This is a genomic window from Pseudomonas sp. GW704-F2 (assembly GCF_059423025.1).
Window position 1 is genome coordinate 135,595 of sequence record NZ_JBWKXO010000010.1, and the last position, 24,324, is coordinate 159,918.

A 24,324-nucleotide genomic window follows, 5' to 3' on the forward strand; every position below is an offset into this window, starting at 1 on the left:
AGGCCGCCCAAACGGCCAAAGGCTGATCAAGATACACAGCAGGCCTTAACCACACAAGCCGCCAAAAGTAGGAAAAACCCGCACCACGCATGCGTCATAGGAGAGGTGTGCCTGAGTGCAACCCGCCCCCCTAAACGCCGACCGCCCTGTTAAGGGCGGCCGTCGTGGGTTATCTGCAAGCCGTTGAGCACACGCAAAAAACCTCAGCCTGTATTGCGCAAGCCGGCGGCGATACCGGCCACGGACACCAGCAACGCCTGTTCCAGAGGGCTGTCTTGTGCCGCTTCCTGGCGACGCGAGCGCGCCAGCAATTCGGCCTGCAACAGGTGCAAGGGGTCGAGGTAGGTGTTGCGCAGGCGGATGAACTCCAGGGTGTCCGGGCTATGGGCCAGCAGTTGAGACTGGCCAGTCAGGCCAAGCACCACCTGGCAGGCCTGCGACAATAGGTCGCGTAAATGCGCGCCCAACGGCAACAGCTCGGGCTGCACCAGGCGCTCGTCATAGAGCCGCGCGATATCGGCATCGGCCTTGGCCAGCACCATTTCCAGCATATCGATGCGGGTACGGAAGAACGGCCATTGCTCGCGCATCTGCCCCAGCAACTCGCCTTCCCCGCGCTCCAGCGCCTTGCTCAACGCCGCTTCCCAGCCGAGCCAGGCGGGCAGCATCAGGCGGGTCTGGGTCCAGCCGAAGATCCACGGGATCGCCCGCAGGCTTTCAATACCACCGGCACGGCGTTTGGCCGGGCGACTGCCCAAGGGCAGGCGCCCCAGCTCCTGCTCCGGGGTGGACTGGCGGAAATACTCGACGAATTGCGGATTTTCCCGCACCACCGCGCGGTAGGCGCTGACGCCGTCCGCTGCCAATTCATCCATCAAATGGCGCCAGTCCGGCTGCGGTGGTGGCGGCGGCAACAACGTCGCTTCCAACACCGCCGCCAGGTACAGATTGAGGTTCTGCTCGGCGATGTCCGGCAGGCCGAATTTGAAGCGGATCATTTCGCCTTGTTCAGTGGTGCGGAACCGCCCCGCCACCGAGCCCGGCGGTTGCGACAGAATCGCCGCGTGGGCCGGGCCGCCGCCTCGTCCGACGGTGCCGCCGCGACCATGGAACAACAGCAGTTCCACCTGTTGCTCGCGACAGATATCCACCAGACGTTCCTGCGCCCGATACTGCGCCCAGGCGGCGGCGGTGGTGCCGGCGTCCTTGGCCGAGTCCGAGTAGCCGATCATCACTTCCTGCGGGCCTTGCAGCCGTGCGCGGTAACCCGGCAGCAGCAACAGTTTTTCGATCACCGGGCCGGCGTTGTCCAGGTCGGCCAGGGTTTCGAACAGCGGCGCCACGCGCATCGGCCGTTGCACGCCCGACTCTTTGAGCAACAGTTGCACCGCCAGCACATCCGACGCGGCGCCGGCCATGGAAATGACATACGAGCCCAGGGACGCGGCCGGGGCGGCGGCGATTTCGCGGCAGGTGTTCAACACCTCGGCGGTATCCGCCGACGGCTTGAAATAGCCCGGTAGCAGCGGTCGACGATTGACCAGTTCCTTCATCAGGAAGCCGATACGCATCTCTTCGTTCCAGTCTTCGTAACGCCCCAGACCGAGGTAATCGGTGATTTCGGTCATCGCCGCGGTGTGGCGGCTGGCGTCCTGGCGCACATCCAGGCGCACCAGGAACAGGCCAAAGGTGACGGCGCGGCGCAGGCAATCGAGCAACGGACCATCGGCGATCACGCCCATGCCGCACTCATGCAGCGACTGGTAGCACAGCTCCAGCGGGTCCAGCAGGTCGCGGTTGTGTTGCAGCACATCCGCCGGTGCCGGGATGGCCGCGCTCAATGCGGCTTGGGCCCATTGGCGGGTCGCCCGCAGGCGATCACGCAGTTGCTTGAGCAGCACGCGATACGGCTCGACGCTGTCGCCGACCTTGGCCTGCAACGCCGGGCTGGCCTGCTGCATCGACAGCTCCGAGGCCAACTGATCGATATCGCGCAAGTACAGATCGGCCGCCATCCAGCGCGCCAGCAGCAAGACTTCGCGGGTGACCGGCGCGGTGACATTCGGGTTGCCGTCACGGTCGCCGCCCATCCACGAGGCGAAGCGAATCGGCGCCGCTTCCAAAGGCAGGCGCAGGCCGGTGGCGGCCTGCAACGCATGGTCGGCCTTGCGCAGGTAATTCGGGATTGCCTGCCATAACGAGTGTTCGATCACCGCGAAGCCCCATTTGGCTTCATCCACGGGCGTGGGCCGGGTACGGCGGATTTCCTCGGTGTGCCAGGCCTCGGCGATCAGCCGTTGCAGGCGCTCGCGGATCTGTTCGCGCTCGGCGGTGGTGAGGTCACGGTGATCCTTCAGCGCCAGTTGCGCAGCAATCGCGTCGTATTTCTGGATCAGGGTGCGACGGGCCACTTCGGTGGGGTGCGCGGTGAGGACCAGTTCGATCTCCAGGCGCCCCAATTGACGGGCCAGGGATTCATTGCTGTGGCCTTCGCGTTGCAGGCGCGCCAACAACTCCGGCAACACCCGCGATTCGAAAGGCGCCGGTTGCGACTCATCGCGCCGATGAATCAACTGATACTGCTCGGCGATGTTGGCCAGGTTGAGGAACTGGTTGAAGGCCCGGGCGACCGGCAACAGTTCGTTTTCCTGCAGTTGGTTCAGACTGGCGCTGAGTTCCTCGCCCGCCGCCTGATCGGCCACCGCGCCACGCCGGTCAGCCTTGGCGCCTTTGCGGATCTGCTCGATCTTGTCGAGAAAATCATCGCCGTACTGCTCTCGAATGGTGTTGCCCAACAGTTCACCCAGCAGGTGAACATCCTCACGCAAGCGTGCATCGATATCACTCATCAGCCAATCTCCAGCCAGAAATCCGGGACGCGCAGGCCTTCCAGAGTGCCGCCCGCGTCACTTTCTGACAAGGCCAAGCACAAACCACTTTAAACCTTGTGGCTTACAGCTAGTCTCATGAGTGAGTCGCCGTGTTTATCCACGCTGGCGGCTGGTCACTCATCACCGCCCGTTACCCAGGGTTTTATTGAGGTTGCCATGAAAATTCGAGAACTGGCCCAACATTGGGAAGAAAACGCCAAGGGTCGCCTGACCAAGACGGAGTACGCGATCCATCTGGACGTGGAATCCGCCGCCCGCCTGGCGGCCATCGCGGAGATGTACCCCAAGCGCCACCCCGAAGAATTGCTCGGCGAGCTGATCGGCGCCGCCCTCGAAGAGCTGGAAACCAGCTTTCCGTACATCAAGGGCCAGCATGTGATTGCCACCGACGAAGAGGGTGATCCGTTGTATGAAGACGTTGGCCCCACCCCGCGGTTCCTGACATTGTCGCGCCGCTATCTGCACGACATGTCGGCCGGCGCCGACGAACCGAAGCACTGATCAGCCGTTCTTAAACACCCTCCATCCCGCGTATTTCCGGGCCTCACAAGGGCCCGGCATACCTCTGCGCGCGGCAAAAGTTCAAGCCAAAAAGCGCTGACCGATCAGTCAGGTATTTTTTCAGGCCAATAGCCATCTTCTCTGAACTTTTGAAAAAAGCCGCAGGTCACAACCAGTAAGCCATCACTTGGAACGGCCGTTTGAATAGGCGTTTCGTGCTTTACCGCCGGGCCCGCAGCCGCTGACCAGTGCGATGGATTTTGATGTTTTTGAGGCGTTATCCAATGGAGTTGAAGACGATGAAGACCAGCACTGCCAAATCCACGTTTAACCACCTGCGCGGGCTCAAACTGGCCGCGTTGGCCATCGGCACTAGCTTCGTCCTGGCGGGCTGCGCGGGCAACCCACCGACCGAGCAATACGCGGTGACTCAGTCTGCGGTCAACAGCGCAGTCAGCGCCGGCGGCACCGAGTTCGCCGCCGTGGAAATGAAGTCGGCCCAGGACAAGCTCAAGCAAGCCGAAATTGCCATGCACGACAAAAACTATGACGAAGCCCGTCGCCTGGCCGAGCAAGCCGAATGGGACGCCCGCGTCGCTGAGCGTAAAGCCCAGGCCGCCAAGGCCGAGCAGGCGGTGAAGGACTCGCAGAAAGCGGTTGATGAACTGCGCAAGGAAGGCATGCGCCCGGCTGCTATCCAACAGAAATAAGCCGCCGCCCCTTGGCTGCATCGCACCTGATATCGAATTGAAAGGACGACACGACTATGCGCAAACAATTGATGATCCCTGCCCTGCTGGCGATGAGCGTTGCTCTGGCAGCATGCTCCACTCCGCCGAACGCGAACCTGGAAAATGCACGGACCAACTTCTCGGCCCTGCAGTCCAACCCGCAAGCCACCAAAGTGGCGGCCCTGGAAACCAAGGACGCCAGCGAATGGCTGGACAAGGCTGACAAGGCTTACCGCGACAAGGAAGACCAGAAGAAAGTCGACCAATTGGCCTACCTGACCAACCAGCGCGTTGAAGTGGCCAAAGACACCATCGCGCTGCGCGAATCCGAAGCCAAACTGAAAAACGCCGGTGACGAGCGCGCCCGCGCCCTGCTCGATGCCCGCGATGCGCAGATCAAGCAACTGCAAGACAGCCTGAACGCCAAGCAGACCGAGCGTGGCACCCTGGTGACCTTTGGTGACGTGCTGTTTGCCACCAACAAGTCCGACCTGAAGTCCAACGGCCTGGTCAACATCACCAAGCTGGCGCAGTTCCTGCGCGATAACCCGGACCGTAAAGTGATCGTCGAAGGCTACACCGACAGCACCGGTTCCGATTCGTACAACCAGAGCCTGTCCGAGCGCCGTGCGGCCTCCGTGCAGCGCGCACTGGCCCAGCAAGGCGTGGACATTTCGCGCATCGTGACCCAGGGCTATGGCAAGGAATACCCGGTGGCCGATAACGGCAGCGTTTCCGGGCGCGCCATGAACCGCCGCGTTGAAGTGACCATCTCCAACGACAACCAGCCGGTCAAGCCACGTTCGTCCGTCGCTTACTGATCGATGCTGGAAAAAAACCCACCTGAACGGTGGGTTTTTTTGCCTGTCAGCCGCCGATCTTACGACCGTTGTCGCTGTCCGGCATCATCGCTTCCATGCCTTGGCGCCCGGCCATCATCTTCTTCAGTTTCTCCATATCCAGTTGATCGCCGGAACCGCCAGAGCCCGAGGAATCGCCACCGCCCTGAGCACCGCCACTGCCCTGAGCACCGCCACCGCCTTGAGCACCGCCACCGCCCTGAGCACCGTTGCTGCCTTCCAGTTTCTCCAGAAGCTTCTTGATCAGCTCGGCCCCCATCTTACCCGGCTGCTGCCCAACCTCTTGCAAGCCCCCCTGATCAAGGCTGTTCTGCCCATTGACCATGCCCATTGCTCTATCGAGTGCACTGATAGCCATACCGCTCTCCCGGATTTTTTCGTAAGGATTGTTATCAGCAACGCTGACAAGCCAATCAGTGGCGTCTTACGCAAAACGGTTCCAGAAATTTCAGGCCGGGCGGTACTGCGCGCAGCGGTTTATTGCTGCAACTGTGGGGTTTCCTGACCGACGCAACGCACGGCCTGCTTTTTGTTGTTCACCAGCACACCGCTGAGGCCTTTTTGCTCGGTATCGAACATCACCAGCACGCCATCGACGCATTGCGCCACTTGCGCCGCCGGGGTCAGGGAGATCTTGTAGTCCTCGCCGGGCACGGTCTTGAGCATGGTGAAGTCGCTGAGCAGCAACGCGTCTTCCGGTTTGGCGAAATGCAGGTAGCCATAAAACCACAGGCAGCCGACGGTGCCGATGATGGTGCCGATACCGGTGAGGATCAGCGGGATCATGTTGCGTTCTTCGCTCATTGCGGGCTCTCTGATGAGTCAACTTTAGGAATAGGGTAATTCGGAATCTCGCCCAGGCGACGCAGGCCGTTGAAGTGTTGCGGGTCGTCCAGATAACGCAGCATCACAGTTTGCCAGGTCTTGTCGGCAAAGGTCTGCACATGGCCGCCGCGGGTCAGTTGCAACACCCTGGGTGCAGGCGCGGCCTGATACAAGCGGATGCCATTGGACAGCGGCACGATCGGGTCATCGAGGCTGTGGAACAGCAGTTTCGGGACTCCGCTCAACTGGGGCATGCCATTGATCGCACTGTCGGCGTCGGGCACCAGCCAAGACAAGGGCACCTGAAACGGCCATGTTAACCAGGAGGTGCTCAGGGCGAATTGTCCTACATCACGATAACTGGCGGGCACGCCGTCCAGCACCAGGGCCTTGAGGTGGGCCTGCCGCTCGGGGTGGGCCGCCAGGTAATGCACGGCCAGCGCGCCGCCCAGGCTTTGGCCGAGGACGATCAACGGCTGGCCCTGGGTTTCGGGCGCCTTGTCGATCCAGCTGAAAGCCGCGTCGACGTCCTGATAGATCGCCGGCAGCGACGGCTTGCCTTGCGACAGCCCATAGCCGCGATAGTCCAGCAACAGCACTTGATAGCCCTGCTCCGGCAACCACCAACTGCCGCCCAGGTGCCAGGCCAGGTTGCCGCCGTTGCCGTGCAGGTGCAGCACCGTGCCCTTGAGCGGCACTCCCGGTTTGGCCGGCAGCCACCAGGCATGCAGCTTGACGCCATCGGCGGTGGTGAGCGTGACGTCGCGATACGCCAGGTGCGCCTTTTGCGGCGTGAACGGCAAGCCGGGCTCCGGGTAGAACAGCAGGGAGCTGCAGCCGTTCAGTGTGAGTAACAGGCAAAGAATGCCGAGGATTCTCATCCGTTGAAGCCTCGCTGATAGTCGAAATGTTCAGGCGTGTGCAGGTCCAACAAGGTGGGAGCACGCCCCGTCCCACCTTGTTGAACCGGTTGGGTCAGTTCAGCCTTTACAGGATGTTGGAGTAATCCGCCTCGATCCGATCCAGGCTCAAATGGTTGAGGAAGTTGGAGAAACACATCCACGCCGCCAGGGCGTTCATGTCGCGGAACTGCTCCGGCAGGTATTTGGGCGGCACCACCAGGCCTTCGTCGATCAGTTGGCGCAGGGTACGCATGTCTTCCAGGGTGGTCTTGCCGCAGAACAGCAACGGCACTTGTTCCAGCTTGCCTTTGCGCACGGCCAGCTGGATGTAGTTGTAGACCATGATAAAGCCCTTGAGGTAGGACAAATCCTTGGTAAACGGCAGACCATTCGGCACCGAACCGCGAAACACCCGGCTGGCGTTGCCGTAGCTCTCGGCCATTTCAAAACCTTGCTCGCGGAAAAACTCGAACACCTGCAGGAAATCGGCGCCCTCTTCCACCATGTGGATGGCACGGGTGCGGTTGGTCAGCTTGCGCAAGCGACTCGGGTAGGAGGCGAAGGTGATGATTTCCATCAGGATCGCCAGGCCTTCCTGGGTCACGGTCGACGATGGCGGGCCCTTGGACAGGAAGGTGCAGATCGGCTGGTTCAGGCCGTTGAGGGTGGTGCCCACATGCACCAGGCCTTCATGCACTTCGAGGGCGCGCACGTCGCGCTCGTTGAACATCGCATCGGCGCGGATCTTGATGTAGTCGGCCCCCGCCGCTGCGTCGGCGACGATGCCGTCGGACTCGAACACGCGGATGGTTTCCTCGGCCTCGCCAAACACCTTGTTCAGACGGGTTTGCAGCAGGCTGACCGCGTCCTTGGCGGTGAGGGTCTTGGCCTCGTCCTTCAGGTCGCCACGCACGTCGATATTGTTCAGGTAGTCGGAGAGCATCAGGCCGAGGTCGGCCAGGGTCGGGTCGCCGGCATGGAAGGCATCGGAGGCGGCGCCGTAGAGTTCCTGGGAAATCAGGCCGAAATCCTCGGTGCCGCGCGCTTCGAGCATACGCACCACCATGCGGTACTCCCGGCACATGCGGCGCATGATCTGCCCTACGGGGCTGAACTGGCCGAGGCGGCGGGTGATGTCGCGCTCGATGTTCTGGAACTCCAGCTTCACCGCGCTCGAATCGAACGACAGCGGCCGGTTCAGGTAGTAATCGCGGTCTACCGCGGGCATTGCCTTGCCCTTGGCCTTGAGGAAGCCTTGGCGAATGTTGTCGTCCCATTTCACTGCGTCGAGGACGCGGATCGGTGTTTGCGCCAGCACAATGCGATCGGACAAACTGCGTATCGTCTGCTGGTAATCGTCCACCCGGTACTTCCTCTTTAAACGTTATTTATCCGCACGCCGGTAGCGCGCAGCTTCAACGAACACATCGGCATTGGCCGGGTCATCCAGGTAGGCAAACACCTGGTCCATCGGGCTGTCGACCAGTACGCCGGGGCCTTCCACGGTGTCCACGGTGCTGCCGTGCAACGACCGCTGCCCGATGGCCTGGTGAATTTGCTCGAAGTCGAGGTTATAGACCACCAATTCGTGCGTTTCGTCGAGTTCGAACCCCGCCAGGACGTAATGCCCACCGAGTTTGCCCGGCAACGGCGCCGACAGATACCAGCGATTGCCATGGCGCGAGACGCTGAACACGTACTCATCACGCTGGCCGGGCTTGGCCTGAGGGTAGCTCACGGCTTTGTAGCGGTGTTTGTCGGCGCGACTGATCTGCAGGTTGAGCGGCTCGCCCCAGGCATTCTTGCTCGTCCATTGGCCCACCAGCGCAGCGGGCGCCGCCTCGCTGGCCGGCAGCGGTTCCTTGAAGGTCACCAGGCAACCGCTGAGGAAGAGGAACGACAAGGCGACGACCGCGACACGCCAGGCTTTCATTGGACACTCCCGGTGTCAGACCGAGGCCAACACCAAATGCATGTAACGCTTGAGGATCTCAAGCATGTCGTCAGCGCTCAGCGGTTCCGCGCCGTCCAGCAGGCCCTGATATTCCATCCGACCGATAATCGCCGTCAACACTTTGGCATCCTGTTGCGGCTCGCGCGAGCCCAATACCTGGAAAAACTGCCCGGTGCCCTGCAACAGGATCTGCTGGTGAGAACGCACCAGCTCGGCCAGGCGCGGGTTGAGCAAGGCTTCCTGGCGAAAGGCCTGCTCGGCCATCAAGTACTCGCGACGATTGCTCAATTGGCGCTGCACGTAATCGGCGGTCAACCGCGCAATGTCATCGGCCAGTTGCGAACGCGACTCCGGGCTGCCATCGCCATACGCGACCATCTCGCGCAACAAGCCTTCGTTACGCACCCACAGCTTGCCCATGAATGCGGCGCTGCGCTCGACGTATTGGGCGAAGGTATCGGTGAGCAGGTCATCGATGTCCTTGAAGTAATAGGTGGTCGCCGACAGGGGCACCCCAGCTTCCGCCGCCACGGCACGGTGACGCACGGCTCGCACGCCATCACGCACCACGATCCGCATGGCGGCATCGAGAATATCTTGCCTGCGTTGCTCGCTGCCCCGACGACTGGCCTTGCGGCCCTGGTACTGGACACTTTCAGCCACGGCAGCGGCAATGCCAGCGGCTCCTTCCTGAGCGATTACGCGGTTCACGACACACATCCTTGAAAAGATCAAAACCTGGCGCTGTTTGCTTGACGCTTATTTACGCCACATAAAAAAGCCGCCTTATAAAAGGCGGCTTCGGATTTCGCTACGGTTACGCTTGTGGCCGCATATGCGGGAACAAGATCACGTCGCGGATCGACGGCGAGTTGGTCAGCAACATCACCAGGCGGTCGATGCCGATGCCTTCGCCCGCAGTCGGCGGCATGCCGTACTCCAGGGCGCGCACGAAGTCGGCGTCGTAGTGCATAGCTTCGTCGTCGCCGGCGTCCTTGTCGGCCACCTGGGCCATGAAGCGCTCGGCCTGGTCTTCCGCGTCGTTGAGCTCGGAGTAGGCATTGGCGATTTCGCGGCCGCCGATGAACAGTTCGAAACGGTCGGTGACGTTCGGGTTGTCATCGTTGCGACGGGCCAGCGGCGACACTTCGAACGGGTACTGGGTAATGAAGTGCGGCTGTTCCAGTTTGTGTTCCACCAGCTCTTCGAAAATCATCACCTGCAGCTTGCCCAGGCCTTCGAAGCCCAGCACCTTGGCGCCGGCTTTCTTGGCGATGGCGCGGGCCTTGTCGATGTCGGTCAGGTCGTCGGCAGTCAACTCGGGGTTGTACTTGAGGATCGAGTCGAAGACCGACAGCCGCACGAACGGCTCGCCGAAGTGGAATACCTTGTCGCCATACGGCACGTCGGTAGTCCCCAGAACAAGCTGCGCGAGTTCGCGGAACAGTTCTTCGGTCAGGTCCATGTTGTCTTCGTAGTCGGCGTAGGCCTGGTAGAACTCCAACATGGTGAATTCAGGGTTGTGCCGGGTCGAGACGCCTTCGTTGCGGAAGTTGCGGTTGATCTCGAAGACTTTTTCGAAGCCGCCGACCACGAGGCGCTTGAGGTACAGCTCCGGCGCGATACGCAGGTACATGCCCATGTCCAGCGCGTTGTGGTGGGTTTCGAACGGCTTGGCTGCGGCACCCCCGGGGATGGTCTGCAGCATCGGCGTTTCCACTTCCAGGAAGTCACGCTTCATCAGGAAGGCGCGGGTGTGGGCAATCACTTGCGAACGCACGCGGAAGGTGTGGCGCACGTCTTCGTTGACGATCAGGTCAACGTAGCGCTGGCGATAACGCTGCTCGGTGTCGGACAGGCCGTGGTGCTTGTCCGGCAGCGGGCGCAGGGATTTGGTCAGCAGGCGCACGCTGGTCATTTCAACGTACAGGTCGCCCTTGCCGGAACGGGCCAGGGTGCCTTCGGCGGCGATGATGTCGCCCAGGTCCCAGGTTTTCACGGCGGCCAGGGTTTCTTCCGGCAGGGTCTTGCGGTTGACGTAGACCTGGATGCGCCCGGACATGTCCTGGATCACCATGAACGAGCCACGGTTGAGCATGATGCGACCTGCCACCTTGACCGGGATCGCAGCCTCTGCCAGCTCTTCCTTGGTCTTGTCCGCGTACTGTTTCTGCAAGTCTTCGCAGTAGGCATCGCGGCGGAAGTCGTTGGGGAAGGCATTGCCCTTGGCGCGCTCGGCAGCAAGCTTTTCCTTGCGCAGGGCGATCAGGGAGTTTTCTTCCTGTTGCAGGGCTTGCGGGTCGAGTTGTTGGTCGCTCATGTCTTTAAATTTTCCATCACAGGTTCGTTGCCCCCGCCACTGACGGGGGACTTGAGGTCGGGCTGGCGGTTTACAGCCCCGATTTCAGGCTGGCTTCCAGGTATTCGTCGATGTCGCCGTCGAGCACCTTGTCGCAGTCGCTGCGTTCGATGTTAGTGCGCAGATCCTTGATCCGCGACGCGTCCAGAACATAGGAACGGATCTGGTGACCCCAGCCGATATCCGACTTGGTGTCTTCCAACGCCTGGGAAGCGGCGTTGCGCTTCTGCATTTCCTGCTCGTACAACTTGGCCCGCAGCATTTTCATGGCGGTGTCCTTGTTCGCGTGCTGGGAACGTTCGTTCTGGCAACTGACCACGGTGTTGGTCGGCACGTGGGTGATACGTACCGCCGAGTCGGTGGTGTTTACGTGTTGGCCACCGGCACCGGAGGAGCGATAGGTGTCGATCCGCAGGTCGGCCGGGTTGATCTCGATTTCCACCTTGTCGTCGATCTCGGGCGAGACGAACACCGCGCAGAACGAGGTGTGGCGGCGATTGCCGGAGTCGAACGGGCTCTTGCGCACCAGGCGATGCACGCCGATCTCGGTACGCAGCCAGCCGAAGGCGTATTCACCCTTGATGTGAACGGTGGCGCCTTTGATGCCGGCGACTTCACCGGCCGACAGCTCCATGATGGTCGCGTCGAAACCGCGTTTGTCGGCCCAGCGCAGGTACATGCGCAGCAGGATGTTGGCCCAGTCCTGGGCTTCGGTGCCGCCGGAACCGGCCTGGATGTCCAGGTAGGCGTTGTTCGGGTCCATTTCGTGGCTGAACATGCGGCGGAATTCAAGCTTGGCGAGGTTTTCCTCGAGACGGGCCAGCTCGGCGACGACATCGCCTACCGCGCCTTCGTCGTTTTCTTCGACAGCCATGTCCAGCAGGTCGCGGCAATCGGCCAGACCGGTGTTCAGTTCGTCGAGGGTGTCGACGATCTGCGCCAGCGCTGCGCGCTCGCGGCCCAGTTCCTGGGCGTATTCGGGTTTGTTCCAGACACTCGGATCTTCAAGCTCGCGATTGACTTCGGTCAGACGCTCATGCTTTTGATCGTAGTCAAAGATACCCCCGAATAGTTTCGGAGCGCTCGGACAGGTCCTTGATGGTGTTAAGGATCGGGTTGATTTCCATGGCGGGCAGCACTCGTTGGCGAACTTTTGAAAGCCGACGAGTATAACGACAAACAGGCGCAAACGGCAGCCCGCTTGGCGAAAAGGCAGGCCCAAGAACCATGAAAATCCACTGTGAGAGGGGGCTTGCCCCCGATGGCGGTGTGTCAGCCCTACACCCGGTGACTGTCACACCGCCATCGGGGGGGCAAGTCGAGTCGTCGCGCCGCCCCTCGCACATGTGGACCTGCACTGGCCTCGGATCACTCGATACCGACTTGATTGCGCCCGTTGTTCTTGGCCGTATACAGCCCCTTGTCCGCCGCCATGATCAACTGGCGGCAATCGGTGCCTTGCACCGGCGTCATGGTCGACAGGCCGATGCTGATGGTCAGGCTCGCACCCTCGGCCGGGGCGATGTGCGGGATTTTCAGGGCGGCGACGGCCATGCGCAGTTTTTCGGCGACCAGCCGTGCGCCACCCGGCGAAGTGTTCGGCAGCACCAGGGCGAACTCTTCGCCGCCGTAGCGCGCCGGCAGGTCCGAAGGCCGGCTGCTGGCTTCGCGGATGCTGGCGGCAACCTTGCGCAGGGCTTCGTCGCCTTCAACGTGGCCGAAGCTGTCGTTGTAGGTCTTGAAGAAGTCCACGTCGATCATCAGCAGCGACAATTGGGTCTGGTCCCGCATGGCGCGGCGCCATTCCAGTTCCAGGTATTCGTCGAAATGCCGGCGGTTGGACAGCCCGGTGAGGCCGTCGGAGTTCATCAGCCGTTGCAGTACCAGGTTGGTGTCCAACAGTTGCTGCTGGCTGACGCGCAGCGCGCGATAGGCCGCGTCACGCTGCAACAGGGTCATGTAGGAGCGCGAGTGATAGCGGATACGCGCCACCAGTTCGATGTTGTCCGGCAGCTTGACCAGATAATCATTGGCGCCGGCCGAGAACGCCGCGCTTTTGATCAGAGGGTCTTCCTTGGTGGAGAGCACGATGATCGGGATGTTCTGCGTGGCCGGGTGGTTGCGGTATTCGCGCACCAGCGTCAGACCATCCAGGCCGGGCATCACCAGGTCCTGCAGAATCACCGTGGGTTTGATGCGGATCGCCTGGGCGATGGCCTGGTGCGGGTCGGCGCAAAAGTGGAAGTCGATGTTTTCTTCATGGGCCAGGCCACGACGCACGGCTTCGCCGATCATGGCCTGGTCGTCGACCAGCAACACCATGGCGGCATTTTCGTCGGTCTTGATGCCGTCGATCTGTAAATCATTCATCTGCAATCACCTGAATTACTGCCCGCAAACCAGCACCGCCGGGGATATTGATCATTTTGCAAATACCTCCAGCAGTCGGGGCGCAATTCTGTCCAGTGGGCGAATTTCAACAGCAGCGTCAATCGCCGCCGCCGCTTTGGGCATGCCATACACCGCCGAACTCTGCTGGTCCTGGGCGATGGTCAGATATCCTTGGTCCCGCATTAATTTGAGCCCCTGGGCTCCGTCGCGACCCATGCCGGTCAGCAGCACGCCGACGGCATCACCATTCCAGTGGCTGGCCACACTTTCGAAAAACACATCGATGGATGGCCGGTAAATCTCGTTCACCGGCTCGGCTGTATAGGCTAGCGTGCCATTTTTCAACAGACGAATGTGGTGATTGGTGCCAGCCAGCAGCACGACCCCGCTTTGTGGCGGCTCCCCCTCGCGGGCCAGGCGCACCGGCAGGCCGGAGGCGCTGCTCAGCCACTCGGCCATGCCGGCGGCGAACACCTGGTCCACATGCTGCACCAGCACGATGGCGGCGGGAAAGTCCCGGGGCAGGCCCTTGAGCAGGACTTCCAGGGCCGCCGGGCCGCCAGCCGAAGAACCGATCGCCACCAGGCTCTGGCGTTTGCCGGTGCTGCGCGGCGGCGCGGTTTCGGCGCGCACACGGCTGCCGCGCTGGCCGATCAGCCAGCCAATATTGAGGATCTTGCGCAACAACGGCGCGGCGGCATCCTTGGGATTACCGACGCCCAGGGCCGGCGTATCCACCACATCCAGGGCGCCATGGCCCATGGCTTCGAACACCCGGCTGACATTGGCCTGGCGGTCGACGGTGACGATCACAATCGCGCACGGGCTCTCAGCCATGATCCGCCGGGTGGCTTCCACGCCGTCCATCACCGGCATAATCAGGTCCATCAGGATCAGGTCCGGGGTCAATTCGGCGCAACGTTGCACCGCTTCCAGGCCATTACTGGCTACCCACACCACTTGGTGCGCGGGCTCGAAGCTCACGGCGCGGCGTAACGCCTCCACAGCCATGGGCATGTCATTGACGATTGCAATCCTCATGCCCGCGCGCCTCCGATCAGTTCCACCACGGCATCAAGGAGGGCGTCATCGTGGAAACTGGCTTTGGCCAGATAGTAATCGGCGCCGGCGTCGAGTCCACGGCGTCGGTCTTCTTCGCGGTCCTTGTAGGACACCACCATCACCGGCAACGATTGCAGGCGAGCATCCCGGCGCAAGAGTGTGACCAATTCGATCCCGTCCATACGAGGCATATCAATGTCAGTGATGAGCAGGTCGAAGTCCTCGGAACGCAAGGCGTTCCAGCCGTCCATGCCATCGACGGCGACGGCCACTTCATAACCGCGGTTAAGCAGCAATTTACGTTGCAACTCACGCACGGTGAGCGAATCGTCCACCACCAGCACGCGTTTGCGCGGGGCTTCGGCGGCCTGCTGGCTACGCCGGGCGATACGCTCCAGGCGGCCGGTATTGAGCAGCTTGTCCACCGAACGCAGCATATCTTCGACGTCGACGATCAACACCACCGAGCCATCGTCCAGCAACGCCCCGGCGGAAATATCCTGGACCTTGCCCAACCGATCATCCAGCGGCAGCACCACCAACGTGCGTTCGCCGATAAAACGCTCCACGGCAATGCCATACACCGCATCGCGCTCGCGGATCACCACCACCTTCAACGTCTCGTCATTACCTTGCCCCGGCGGGCGCTGCAACAGTTGGCTGGCGGCGACCAGGCCGACATGCCGGCCTTCGTGCCAGAAATGCTGGCGGCCTTCGAGCTGCACAATGTCGTCGGGCGCCAGGTCGCACATGCGCTCGATATGCGCCAGCGGGAACGCATAGGCTTCTTCGCCGACTTCCACCACCAGGCTGCGCACCACCGACAGGGTCAACGGCACTTCCAGATGGAAACGACTGCCCTGCCCCGCCGCTTGCTCCAGCACCACCGCGCCGCGCAGTTGGCGGACCATATGCTGCACCGCATCCAGGCCGACGCCGCGCCCGGAGACTTCGGTGACCTTGTCGCGCAGGCTGAAGCCCGGCAGGAACAGGAACGTCAGCAACTCCTCCTCGCTGAGGTTCAAGGCGGTTTCCACCGTCGACAGATGCCGATCAACGATCGTGCCACGCAGGCGTTCGAGGTCGACGCCATTCCCGTCGTCGCTCAGCTCCAGCACCAGCAAGCCGGCCTGGTGGGAGGCCCGCAAGCGGATCAAGCCTTCGGCCGGCTTGCCCGCCAGCAGGCGTTGTTCCGGCGTTTCGATGCCGTGGTCGACGGCATTGCGCAATAAGTGGGTGAGCGGCGCTTCGAGCTTCTCCAGCACATCACGGTCGACCTGGGTCTTTTCGCCCTCGATCTCCAGGCGCACCTGCTTGCCCAGGCTGCGGCCGAGGTCGCGCACCATGCGGACCTGGCCGGCGAGCACATCGGCAAACGGGCGCATGCGGCAGGCCAGCGCGGTGTCGTAAAGCACCTGGGCGCGTTGCCCGGCCTGCCAGCCGAACTCATCGAGCTCAGCGGTTTTTTCTGCCAGCAGGGCTTGGGCTTCGCTCAGCAAGCGGCGGGCATCGGCCAGGGACTCCTGGGCTTCCAGGCTCAAGTCGAGGGTCTTGAGGTGACCATCGAGGTGGTCCAGCGCACGCACACCGTTACCCTGCACACGCTTGAGGCGTTGCAGGCTGGCCAGGTATGGCTTGAGTCGCTGGGTTTCGACCAGGGATTTGCTCGACAGGTCCAGCAGGCTGTTCAAACGCTCGGCGGTCACACGCAGTACGCGCTCGCCGCCTTCGGTCATGCGCTTGTTCTGACGCAGCGGTTCGCTGCCGAGGGACGGCGCAGGCTCGGGTTCGGCGGGCAGTGCTTCAATCAGCGGAGTGGGCGCTGGAGCAGGCGCAGTTGGCGGCGGCGCCACCTTGGCGGTGGGCTGCGACGGGTCGAGCAGGCGCTCCATCAAGGCCACATACGCCTCGACATCCGCCGGCCCCACGGTATTGCCCGGCGTGGCGATACGCATCAGCAGGTCGGTACCTTGCAACAGCGCGTCGATGTGTTCCGGCTGCAGATACAGGCGACTTTCCTGGGCGCTGACCAGGCAATCTTCCATGACATGGGACACGCTGACCCCGGCGTCCACCCCGACAATCCGCGCCGCGCCTTTGAGCGAGTGCGCGGCGCGCATGCAGGCTTCGAGCTGGTCGGCCTGGGTCGGGTTGCGCTCCAGGGCCAGCAGGCCCGCGCTCAGTATCTGGGTCTGGGCATCGGCTTCCAGGCTGAACAATTCCAGCAGCGAGGCATCGCGCATCTGGTCGGGGGTCATGTGAGGCTCCGGGTCACGGCAGACAGCAACTGAGCCTCGTCCAGCCAACGCAGGCTACGGCCCTTCCACTGCAACACGCCCTGAGTGAAGCGGCCGCTGGCCTGGGTGCCGGAGGCTGATGCCGCCGTCAAAGTACGCTCGTCGATGGCATGGATACCGTCGACTTCATCCACCGGCACCACCACCGGGCCATCCTGCGCGGCGATGATCAACATGCGCGGCATGATGCGCCCGCCCGGCGTGCCGTGGCTGATGGCGTCCAGGCCCAACAGCTCGACCAGCGACAGGCACGCCACCAGCGCGCCGCGCACGTTCGCCACGCCAAGCAATGCGCGGGAACGTTGGTGCGGCAGGGAATGGATCGGGTGCAGGGTTGCCACTTCCACCAGGCATCGGGTGGCGATCCCCAGCCATTCTTCGCCGAGGCGGAATATCAGCAGGGACCGGGTGACGATGTCTTCGTTCGCCTGGGTATCGGCGACCGGGCGATGATCGTCCTGCTGCAACGCATAGCGATCCAGCAAGCGGGTAGCGGCGGCGGAGTACACCGAGCAGTTGCGGCAGTGGATATGGTCCGCCAGCAACGGGCAGGACTTGTCGCCGTGAATGCCGATCCGGTTCCAGCAATCGTCGATGGCCTGGGTGTCGTCCATCGTCAGGGCCAGGCCCGCAGTGTCGAGCGCGTTGGGGCTACTCATGGTTTTTGCTCACTGTCAGCTCGCTACGCGCGGCCCGCGCCTGCAACCGACGCGCCGCCGCAATGTCGCCCTGGGCTTCGAGCAACGCGGCCAGTTGCATCAGGGCCTGCGGGTGCTGCGGTTCCAGGTACAAGGCTTTTCGATAAAACCCCTGGGCGTCCAGGGCGTTGCCGGCCACATCGCTGAGCAGCCCCAACCAGTAAAACACCTGGGCGGCCGGCGGGTGTTGACTTAAATAACGCTCGCAGGCGGCACGGGCCTCGGCGCTTTTGCCTTCGTTGGCCAGGGTCGCGATCTGGCTGAGCAGGTCGCCGGCCTCCGACGCCGGCGCCTTGATCGGCACCACCTGGGCGTTGAGCGTGCTGAACGGTCGTGGCTTGGGCGGGATCGCTGCGATGCTGCGCCGAGGCGCGGGCGCGGGTATCGGCACGAATACCGGCTCAGGCTTGACCGGCTCGGTGTGCCGGCTGAATGCAAACGACTGCGGCACGCCGATCGAACGCATGCCATGACGCCCCAACAGGCTGCCTTCGGCCGGGCCGATAAACAGCACGCCGTCCACGTGGGTCAGGTTCTTGAGCACGTCGAACACTTGTTTTTGCGTGGGTTGGTCGAAATAGATCAGCAGGTTGCGGCAAAACACAAAGTCGTAGCTCGGTTCATTGGCGAGCAACCCCGGGTCCAGCAGGTTGCCGACTTGCAGGCGCACCTGTTCGCGCACGCGGTCTTCAATGCGATAACCATCGGCCTGCTCGGTGAAGTGGCGGTCGCGAAACTCAAGGTCGCCGCCGCGAAACGAGTTGCGGCCATACACGCCGCGCTGGGCACGCTCCACCGACAGCGGGCTGACGTCCATGCCCTGCACCTTGAACTGGTGCGGCGCCAGGCCGGCATCGAGCAAGGCCATGGCGATCGAATAGGGTTCTTCGCCGGTGGAACAGGGCAGGCTGAGGATGCGCAGCGCGCGCAACTGGTTGATCTCGGCCAGGCGCGCCTTGGCCAGACGGGCCAGGGTCGCGAAGGATTCGGGGTAACGGAAAAACCAGGTCTCGGGCACGATCACCGCTTCGATCAGCGCTTGCTGTTCGTCCTGGGAGTGCTGCAGGTGCTGCCAGTACTCATCCGCCGTGTGGGCCGCGACGGCCTGGCTGCGCTGGCGCACGGCGCGTTCGATGATGGCTTCGCCCACCGAGGCCACGTCCAGGCCAATGCGTTCCTTCAAGAAGGCAAAGAAGCGCGGATCGTTGCTCATAGGCTCGGCTCGGCAGAAAACAGCAAGGCGCGCACGTCATCGGTGAGCATATCTGCGACGCCGATCCATTGCATCAAGCCCAAGGCATCTTCGCGCACCGGTCCCAGGTAGGGCGCCTGGGGATTGTCCAGGCCGTAGGGCTTGAACTCCGCCGGGTCGCAACGCAGGGTTTCGGTGGCCTGCTCCAGAATCAGTCCCAGCCAACGCGCCTCGAGCCAGGGCTCAGGTTTATAGTTGACCAGCACCAGCCGCGTGCTGGTCCGCGCCTGGGCCGGCTCGCCGAAGGTCAAGGCACTGAGGTCGATGACCGGCACCATCGCGCCGCGGTGGGCAAAGATACCCGCCACCCACAGCGGTGCATGGGCGATGGGTTTGAGCGGCAGGCGCGGCAGCACTTCGGCCACTTCGGTGGCCTTGAGGGCATACCGTTCGTGGCCGATGTGGAACACCAGGAACAACGCCTTTTTCACTGCCGGGACGACGCCGAGTTTAGCCGCGAGGTCGCTCATCAGACTTTGAAACGCGACACGCCGCTGCGCAGACCGACCGCAACCTGGCTCAGTTCATCAATGGCAAAGCTGGCCTGGCGCAGGGACTCCACGGTCTGGCTGCTGGCATCGCCCAATTGCACCAGCGCGTGGTTGATCTGCTCGGCCCCGGTGGCCTGGGCCTGCATGCCTTCGTTGACCATCAACACCCGCGGCGCCAGGGCCTGGACCTGGTGGATGATCTGCGACAGTTGCTCGCCCACTTGCTGCACTTCGAACATGCCCCGGCGCACTTCTTCGGAGAACTTGTCCATGCCCATCACCCCGGCGGACACCGCCGACTGGATCTCGCGCACCATCTGCTCGATGTCGTAGGTGGCTACGGCGGTCTGGTCGGCCAGGCGGCGCACTTCAGTGGCCACCACGGCAAAACCGCGGCCGTACTCACCGGCCTTCTCGGCCTCGATGGCAGCATTGAGGGACAACAGGTTGGTCTGGTCGGCAACCTTGACGATGGTCACCACCACCTGGTTGATGTTGCCGGCCTTCTCGTTAAGGATCGCCAGCTTGGCGTTGACCAGCTCAGCCGCGCCCATCACCGAGTGCATGGTTTCTTCCATGCGCGCCAGGCCTTGCTGGCCGGAACCGGCGGCGACCGAGGCCTGGTCGGCGGCGGTGGAAACTTCGGTCATGGTGCGGACCAGGTCCTTGGAAGTGGCGGCGATCTCCCGCGAAGTAGCGCCGATCTCGGTGGTGGTCGCCGCGGTTTCCGTGGCCGTGGCCTGTTGTTGCTTGGAGGTGGCGGCAATCTCGGTGACCGAGGTAGTCACCTGCACCGACGAACGCTGAGCCTGGGACACCAGGGCGGTCAGTTCGGTCATCATGTCGTTGAAGCCGGTTTCGACCGCGCCGAATTCGTCCTTGCGCTCCAGGTTCAAGCGCTTGCTCAGGTCACCGGTACGCATGACGTCGAGGATCTCGACGATACGCTGCATCGGCGCCATGATTGCGCGCATCAACAGCAGACCGCACAGGCCGGCGGCGAAGATGGCGATAATCAGCGAAACCGCCATGCTGAGCTTGGCCGACAGCACCGACTCGTCGATGGCCGAAGTGGCGCGGTCAGACATGCTCTTGTTTTCGGTGATGATGTCATTGAGCTTCATGCGCCCTTCGATCCAGATCGGCGTCAATTGCTCTTCGACCAGGACGCTCGCGCCCGGCAAATCATTGGCTTCAATGCGCGCCAGCACCTCGGCGAGGGCCTTGTTATAGTTGATATGCGCCGCCTTGAAGTTATCGAACTCCATGCGATCAGCCTGGCTGTTGACGGTTTTTTCGTAATTGGCGATCTGCTGTTCAATACGCGCTTCGAAAGACTTGAAGTCCGTCTTATCGGCACTGGTGAGGGTTTTATCTGCGCGCAGGCCGATGATATCGATGGTCAGCAGATAGCTGTCGACCCATGCGCTGCGGATCATCGAACTGAGGTAAACCCCCGGTACCGCATCGTCCCGGACCGATTCCTGGCTGACTTCGATCTTCAGCAACCGCGAGTAGGACACCACAACCATCAGCAGCATGATCGCGACAATGACCGCAAAGCTCGCCAAAATCCGCTGGCGCAAGGTCCAATTCTTCACAGTGTTTCCTCGAAGAGCCATTCAAATGGGGGGGAGTATAGCTGAGCACAAGCCTTCATTTATCAATGGGTTTCGACGTGGTGCCCACAGAATGCAAAAACATCCCTGAAGGTAATTACAGAACCAACCTACAAAAACCCGCGAAGCGTCCGACTACCGGGCTTTTCTCGCCGAGCCTAGCGTGCTGGTCCCTGCTAACAAAAGGACACGGCTGGCATGCGCCGCTATTTCATTACCCGAGGAGCCAAAACCACCGCTGGCGGGACCGTCGTCGGCGGTTTGACGGGCTTTTGCATCACCCAAGTGGACATCGCCCTTGAAGGTCATGAGGTGCTTTGCCCGGTGTGCAAAACCACCGGAGTCATAGTCTGTGTTGGCCCGCGCCTGGAGCAGTGGGCACGAGGGCGACGGGTGGCGCTCTCGGACGATCTCTGCCGCTGCCAATGCGACCCGCCCCCGCGCCTGCTGGCCGACCAGTTCGAGCGGTTTCAGACCCTTACATCGATCAACGCATGACCTTCGTGCTCAAGGCCGCCGCGCAATTTGACAAGCTGTTAAATAGCGGTGAGCGGCATCGAATCGAACAAGCGCTGGATGACGTCGCTGCAGGTCGGGGCATGCGATGAACCTGCCCTCACAAGTAAACTGGCGACATGCCGCACTTGTATTGTTCGCTGCCGCACTACTGGTAGGGATGATACGTTTCTTCACCAGTACGCCAGAAATCGCACTGATGCTTGGGGAGCCTTGGGAAGACATGCGTCAGCGCTCCAGTGCAGCAATCGCCCCTGCTATTCCCGGAGAAATATGGGGGAGGCTACCAAAGTCCGATGCGCGCCTACGCTTTATAGACCCTCAATATGGATTCGTTACCCCGCCTGCCCGCTTCCTCGCGGTAAGTTTCGACAAGGAGCGCGTTGGTAGTATCCGCATGTCCCCCCAAATCGAACCGCTATTGCTCGATGACACCCTCAACGTCGTGCTGTATTTGCAAAAACAATGGAGCAATGCCGGCTGGCTGCCCATCCGAGTCGCCTCCAACCCTCCATTCGCCGACACACCTGAATGGCGTGCTCGATTGCGAAATGTGAACCGGGGTGGCAAGTCTTACTGGCGGGCAGAAAACAAATACCAAGTCATGTTGGTAGTTGGGCGCTTCAAGGACTATCGGCATCCCACAGAAGAGCGGTACCTCATTACACTGGAATTATCCAGGCCGTGGGGGCTGCCATAAATAGATTTGTTAAATCGTTTCCACAGAACGTGAGAACGATCTTCATCGTGCGCGGGCATGCCTAGAGGGTGGCCTGAGGCACCCTTTTCCCAGAACCAACCTACAACGTCCGACTACCAGGCTTTTCTCGCCGAGCCTAGCGTGCTGGTCCCAGCTAACAAAAGGACACCGCTGGCATGCGCCGCTATTTCATTACCTGAGAGGCCAAGACCACCGCTGGCGGGACCGTCGGCGGCGGTTTGAGGGGCTTTTGCATCACTCAAGTGGACATCGCCCTTGAAGGTAAGGACCGGGGGTTGGGGTTGCTTGAGACCTGCTTGCGGTCGCGCCAGAACATTTATGAGGAGGAACGATCCCTAAAGCGTCGCCTGGCGCACCTGTTTCTCCAATTCAACCTTCAAACCGGGCTCCAACTTGAGCTGTCGCGCCAGCTCATCCAGGTACGCCTTCTCCATAAAGTTCTCCTCATCCACCAGCATCACACTGGCGATGTACATTTCGGCGGCCATTTCCGGGGTGCCGGCGGCCTGCGCCACGTCGGCCGGGTCGAGGGGTTTGTTCAGCTCGCCGTGTAGCCAGCTTTGCAATTCACGGTCGTTATCCAGCTTGTTGAATTCACCTTCGATCAGCGCGCGCTCGCGCTCATCCACATGCCCGTCGGCCTTGGCCGCCGCCACCAATGCCTTGAGGATGCCCTGGCTGTGTTGCTCGACCTGAGCCGGTGGCAAGCGGTCGATGGTCTGCGGTTCGCCTTGGGGCGCGCTGGCCTGTTGCGCCTGCCAGTTGCCATAGGCTTTGTAGGCGATCACGCCCAATGCCGCCAACCCACCATAGGTCAGGGCCTTGCCGCCGAATTTGCGCGCTTTTTTATTGCCCAGCAGCAGGCCCATGGCCCCAGCGGCCAGGGCCCCGCCACCAGCGCCGCCGAGCAAACTGCCGAGCCCGCCACTGCCGAGCAGGCCGCCGAGCGCGCCTTTGTCGTCGGATTTGCGCTGGCCGCCGGCCTTGTTCTGCAACATGTCCTGACCAGACTTGAGCAGTTGTTCGAGTAATCCACGGGTATTCATGCGTAGCCTCCAGACACCAGGGTTCATAAGACCAATAGACTCCCAGCGTAAAACTAAGCGCCAAAAAACCCCGATCTAGAGTGCTTCCAGATGTAACGCGGCTATCCTTCGGTTAAATCGATATACACTCGAACAAATCGATAAAAACACCCCACTGGTAACTCCAGCATGATGACCTTGCGTCAGATCCGCCACTTCATCGCCGTGGCCGAGACCGGTTCGATCTCCGCCGCTGCGCAAACCGCGTTTATTTCGCAGTCGACCCTGACCCTGGCGATCCAGCAACTGGAGCAGGAAATCGGCGTCAACCTGTTCAACCGCCACGCCAAGGGCATGACCCTGACCCACCAGGGCCATCAGTTCCTGCGCCAGGCGCACTTGATCCTGGCCACCGTCGACAACGCCAAGCGCAGCCTGCAGCAGAGCACCGACCAGGTGGCCGGGCAATTGATCGTCGGCGTGACCAGCCTGGTGGCCGGTTATTACCTGGCCGACCTGCTCACCCGCTTCCAACGCGCCTACCCCAATGTGGAAATCCGCGTGATGGAGGATGAGCGCCCGTACATCGAGCATTTGCTGGTCAGCGGCGAGATCGATGTGGGCGTGTTGATCCTCTCCAACCTCGAAGACCGCCACGCCCTGCAGACCGAAGTACTCACCCACTCGCCCCACCGCCTGTGGCTGCCGGCGCAACATCCGCTGCTGGAGCACGACAGCATCAACCTGGCCGATGTGGCGCGTGAGCCGTTGATTCAGCTGAACGTCGACGAAATGGGCCACAACGCTCAACGCATGTGGGCCTCTGCCTGCCTGCAACCACACGTCACTTTGCGCACCGCCTCCACCGAAGCCGTGCGCAGCCTGGTGGCCGCCGGCCTGGGCGTGTCGATCCAGCCGGACATGACCTACCGCCCCTGGTCCCTGGAGGGCGACATTATCGAAGCGCGCCCCATCGCCGACCTCAGCCAGACCCTCGACGTCGGCCTCGCCTGGCGCCGTGGCACCGCGCGCCCGGCGCTGGTCGACCCGTTCCTGACCGTGGCGCGGGAACAGCCGCACCCACGTAAGCCATCTATTTAATCGAATGCTGCATTCAGTATTTAGTATTTGTTGACCTCGCGCCTGACCTCTAGTCTCTGTGCATCCATAAGAGAAAGTCGGGCGCCTTGTAAGAGAACGCCCATGGCCACACAAGAAAAGAGATCGCG

Annotated in this window: 23 protein-coding genes; 6 read left to right on the plus strand and 17 right to left on the minus strand. The window is 62.0% G+C overall.

The genetic code is table 11. The features are described from left to right. Positions 1–203: 203 nt before the first annotated feature. Positions 204–2,849 (minus strand): phosphoenolpyruvate carboxylase, encoded by a 2,646-nt coding sequence (ppc, locus tag AC07W0_RS11385; protein WP_046490144.1) that lies wholly within the window; start codon positions 2,847–2,849, stop codon positions 204–206. 198 nt (positions 2,850–3,047) lie between these two features. Here ppc and AC07W0_RS11390 point away from each other — a divergent pair, with 198 nt between their 5' ends. The 3 genes from AC07W0_RS11390 to lptF all read left to right on the plus strand — a co-directional run bounded on the left by AC07W0_RS11390 (position 3,048) and on the right by lptF (position 4,944). Then, complete coding sequence (locus tag AC07W0_RS11390; RefSeq protein ID WP_017844706.1) at positions 3,048–3,392, plus strand: hypothetical protein; 345 nt, start codon at positions 3,048–3,050, stop codon at positions 3,390–3,392. Positions 3,393–3,676: 284 nt separating this feature from the next. Further along, entirely contained in the window at positions 3,677–4,102 is a 426-nt protein-coding gene (locus AC07W0_RS11395; RefSeq protein WP_026139763.1) for a DUF4398 domain-containing protein, read from the plus strand. Between the two features lie 56 nt (positions 4,103–4,158). Then, the gene (gene lptF, locus AC07W0_RS11400; protein ID WP_017844704.1) at positions 4,159–4,944 is read left to right on the plus strand and encodes a lipotoxin F family OmpA-related lipoprotein LptF; all 786 of its coding nucleotides are present in this window, start codon (positions 4,159–4,161) and stop codon (positions 4,942–4,944) included. Between the two features lie 46 nt (positions 4,945–4,990). Here the strand turns inward: lptF and AC07W0_RS11405 are convergent, their stop codons facing one another. The 15 genes from AC07W0_RS11405 to AC07W0_RS11475 all read right to left on the minus strand — a co-directional run bounded on the left by AC07W0_RS11405 (position 4,991) and on the right by AC07W0_RS11475 (position 20,815). Next, entirely contained in the window at positions 4,991–5,341 is a 351-nt protein-coding gene (locus tag AC07W0_RS11405; protein ID WP_046490141.1) for a hypothetical protein, read from the minus strand. Between the two features lie 119 nt (positions 5,342–5,460). Beyond that, entirely contained in the window at positions 5,461–5,787 is a 327-nt protein-coding gene (locus tag AC07W0_RS11410) for a PA3694 family proteiin (protein ID WP_017844702.1), read from the minus strand. Further along, positions 5,784–6,689: an alpha/beta hydrolase gene (locus tag AC07W0_RS11415; RefSeq protein WP_046490139.1), complete on the minus strand. Its 906-nt coding sequence runs from the start codon at positions 6,687–6,689 to the stop codon at positions 5,784–5,786. Before AC07W0_RS11415 ends, AC07W0_RS11410 begins: the two co-directional genes overlap by 4 nt. Before the next feature lie 106 nt (positions 6,690–6,795). Next, positions 6,796–8,073: a flavohemoglobin expression-modulating QEGLA motif protein gene (locus AC07W0_RS11420; protein ID WP_017844700.1), complete on the minus strand. Its 1,278-nt coding sequence runs from the start codon at positions 8,071–8,073 to the stop codon at positions 6,796–6,798. 21 nt (positions 8,074–8,094) lie between these two features. After that, on the minus strand, positions 8,095–8,643 hold the full coding sequence (locus AC07W0_RS11425; protein ID WP_102617367.1) for a hypothetical protein: 549 nt from the start codon (positions 8,641–8,643) through the stop codon (positions 8,095–8,097). 15 nt (positions 8,644–8,658) lie between these two features. After that, positions 8,659–9,375 (minus strand): TetR/AcrR family transcriptional regulator, encoded by a 717-nt coding sequence (locus AC07W0_RS11430; RefSeq protein ID WP_017844698.1) that lies wholly within the window; start codon positions 9,373–9,375, stop codon positions 8,659–8,661. Positions 9,376–9,481: 106 nt separating this feature from the next. Continuing rightward, entirely contained in the window at positions 9,482–10,984 is a 1,503-nt protein-coding gene (gene lysS / locus AC07W0_RS11435; protein ID WP_017844697.1) for a lysine--tRNA ligase, read from the minus strand. 70 nt (positions 10,985–11,054) lie between these two features. After that, positions 11,055–12,150, minus strand: a protein-coding gene (prfB, locus tag AC07W0_RS11440) for a peptide chain release factor 2 (protein WP_098100956.1) whose coding sequence is annotated in 2 segments (ribosomal slippage) — positions 11,055–12,077 and positions 12,079–12,150 — 1,095 coding nt in all. Because the reading frame shifts where the segments join, the coding sequence is not laid out codon by codon here. Between the two features lie 241 nt (positions 12,151–12,391). After that, complete coding sequence (locus AC07W0_RS11445) at positions 12,392–13,393, minus strand: response regulator (RefSeq protein WP_017844695.1); 1,002 nt, start codon at positions 13,391–13,393, stop codon at positions 12,392–12,394. A gap of 51 nt (positions 13,394–13,444) precedes the next feature. Continuing rightward, entirely contained in the window at positions 13,445–14,455 is a 1,011-nt protein-coding gene (locus AC07W0_RS11450; protein ID WP_026139760.1) for a chemotaxis response regulator protein-glutamate methylesterase, read from the minus strand. Next, positions 14,452–16,734 (minus strand): hybrid sensor histidine kinase/response regulator, encoded by a 2,283-nt coding sequence (locus AC07W0_RS11455; RefSeq protein ID WP_102617366.1) that lies wholly within the window; start codon positions 16,732–16,734, stop codon positions 14,452–14,454. Before AC07W0_RS11455 ends, AC07W0_RS11450 begins: the two co-directional genes overlap by 4 nt. Further along, a complete protein-coding gene (locus tag AC07W0_RS11460) occupies positions 16,731–17,432 on the minus strand; it encodes a chemotaxis protein CheW (RefSeq protein WP_017844692.1) in 702 nt (233 codons plus the stop codon). Before AC07W0_RS11460 ends, AC07W0_RS11455 begins: the two co-directional genes overlap by 4 nt. Then, positions 17,425–18,684, minus strand: a complete 1,260-nt coding sequence (locus AC07W0_RS11465) for a CheR family methyltransferase (RefSeq protein ID WP_102617365.1) — start codon at positions 18,682–18,684, stop codon at positions 17,425–17,427. The genes AC07W0_RS11460 and AC07W0_RS11465 overlap by 8 nt, the downstream gene beginning before the upstream one ends. Then, positions 18,681–19,193, minus strand: a complete 513-nt coding sequence (locus AC07W0_RS11470) for a chemotaxis protein CheW (protein WP_102617364.1) — start codon at positions 19,191–19,193, stop codon at positions 18,681–18,683. Before AC07W0_RS11470 ends, AC07W0_RS11465 begins: the two co-directional genes overlap by 4 nt. Beyond that, positions 19,193–20,815: a methyl-accepting chemotaxis protein gene (locus AC07W0_RS11475; RefSeq protein WP_017844689.1), complete on the minus strand. Its 1,623-nt coding sequence runs from the start codon at positions 20,813–20,815 to the stop codon at positions 19,193–19,195. The genes AC07W0_RS11470 and AC07W0_RS11475 overlap by 1 nt, the downstream gene beginning before the upstream one ends. Before the next feature lie 216 nt (positions 20,816–21,031). Here AC07W0_RS11475 and AC07W0_RS11480 point away from each other — a divergent pair, with 216 nt between their 5' ends. Next, on the plus strand, positions 21,032–21,331 hold the full coding sequence (locus tag AC07W0_RS11480) for a PAAR domain-containing protein (RefSeq protein ID WP_102617363.1): 300 nt from the start codon (positions 21,032–21,034) through the stop codon (positions 21,329–21,331). Between the two features lie 106 nt (positions 21,332–21,437). After that, positions 21,438–22,049 (plus strand): hypothetical protein, encoded by a 612-nt coding sequence (locus AC07W0_RS11485; RefSeq protein WP_102617362.1) that lies wholly within the window; start codon positions 21,438–21,440, stop codon positions 22,047–22,049. 356 nt (positions 22,050–22,405) lie between these two features. Here the strand turns inward: AC07W0_RS11485 and AC07W0_RS11490 are convergent, their stop codons facing one another. Next, positions 22,406–23,116 carry a tellurite resistance TerB family protein gene (locus tag AC07W0_RS11490; protein WP_102617361.1) on the minus strand — a complete coding sequence of 237 codons (711 nt, stop codon included), beginning with the start codon at positions 23,114–23,116 and terminating at the stop codon, positions 22,406–22,408. A gap of 168 nt (positions 23,117–23,284) precedes the next feature. Between AC07W0_RS11490 and AC07W0_RS11495 the strand changes: the two genes are divergently transcribed. Beyond that, complete coding sequence (locus tag AC07W0_RS11495; RefSeq protein WP_017844684.1) at positions 23,285–24,196, plus strand: LysR family transcriptional regulator; 912 nt, start codon at positions 23,285–23,287, stop codon at positions 24,194–24,196. Positions 24,197–24,324: the final 128 nt, after the last annotated feature.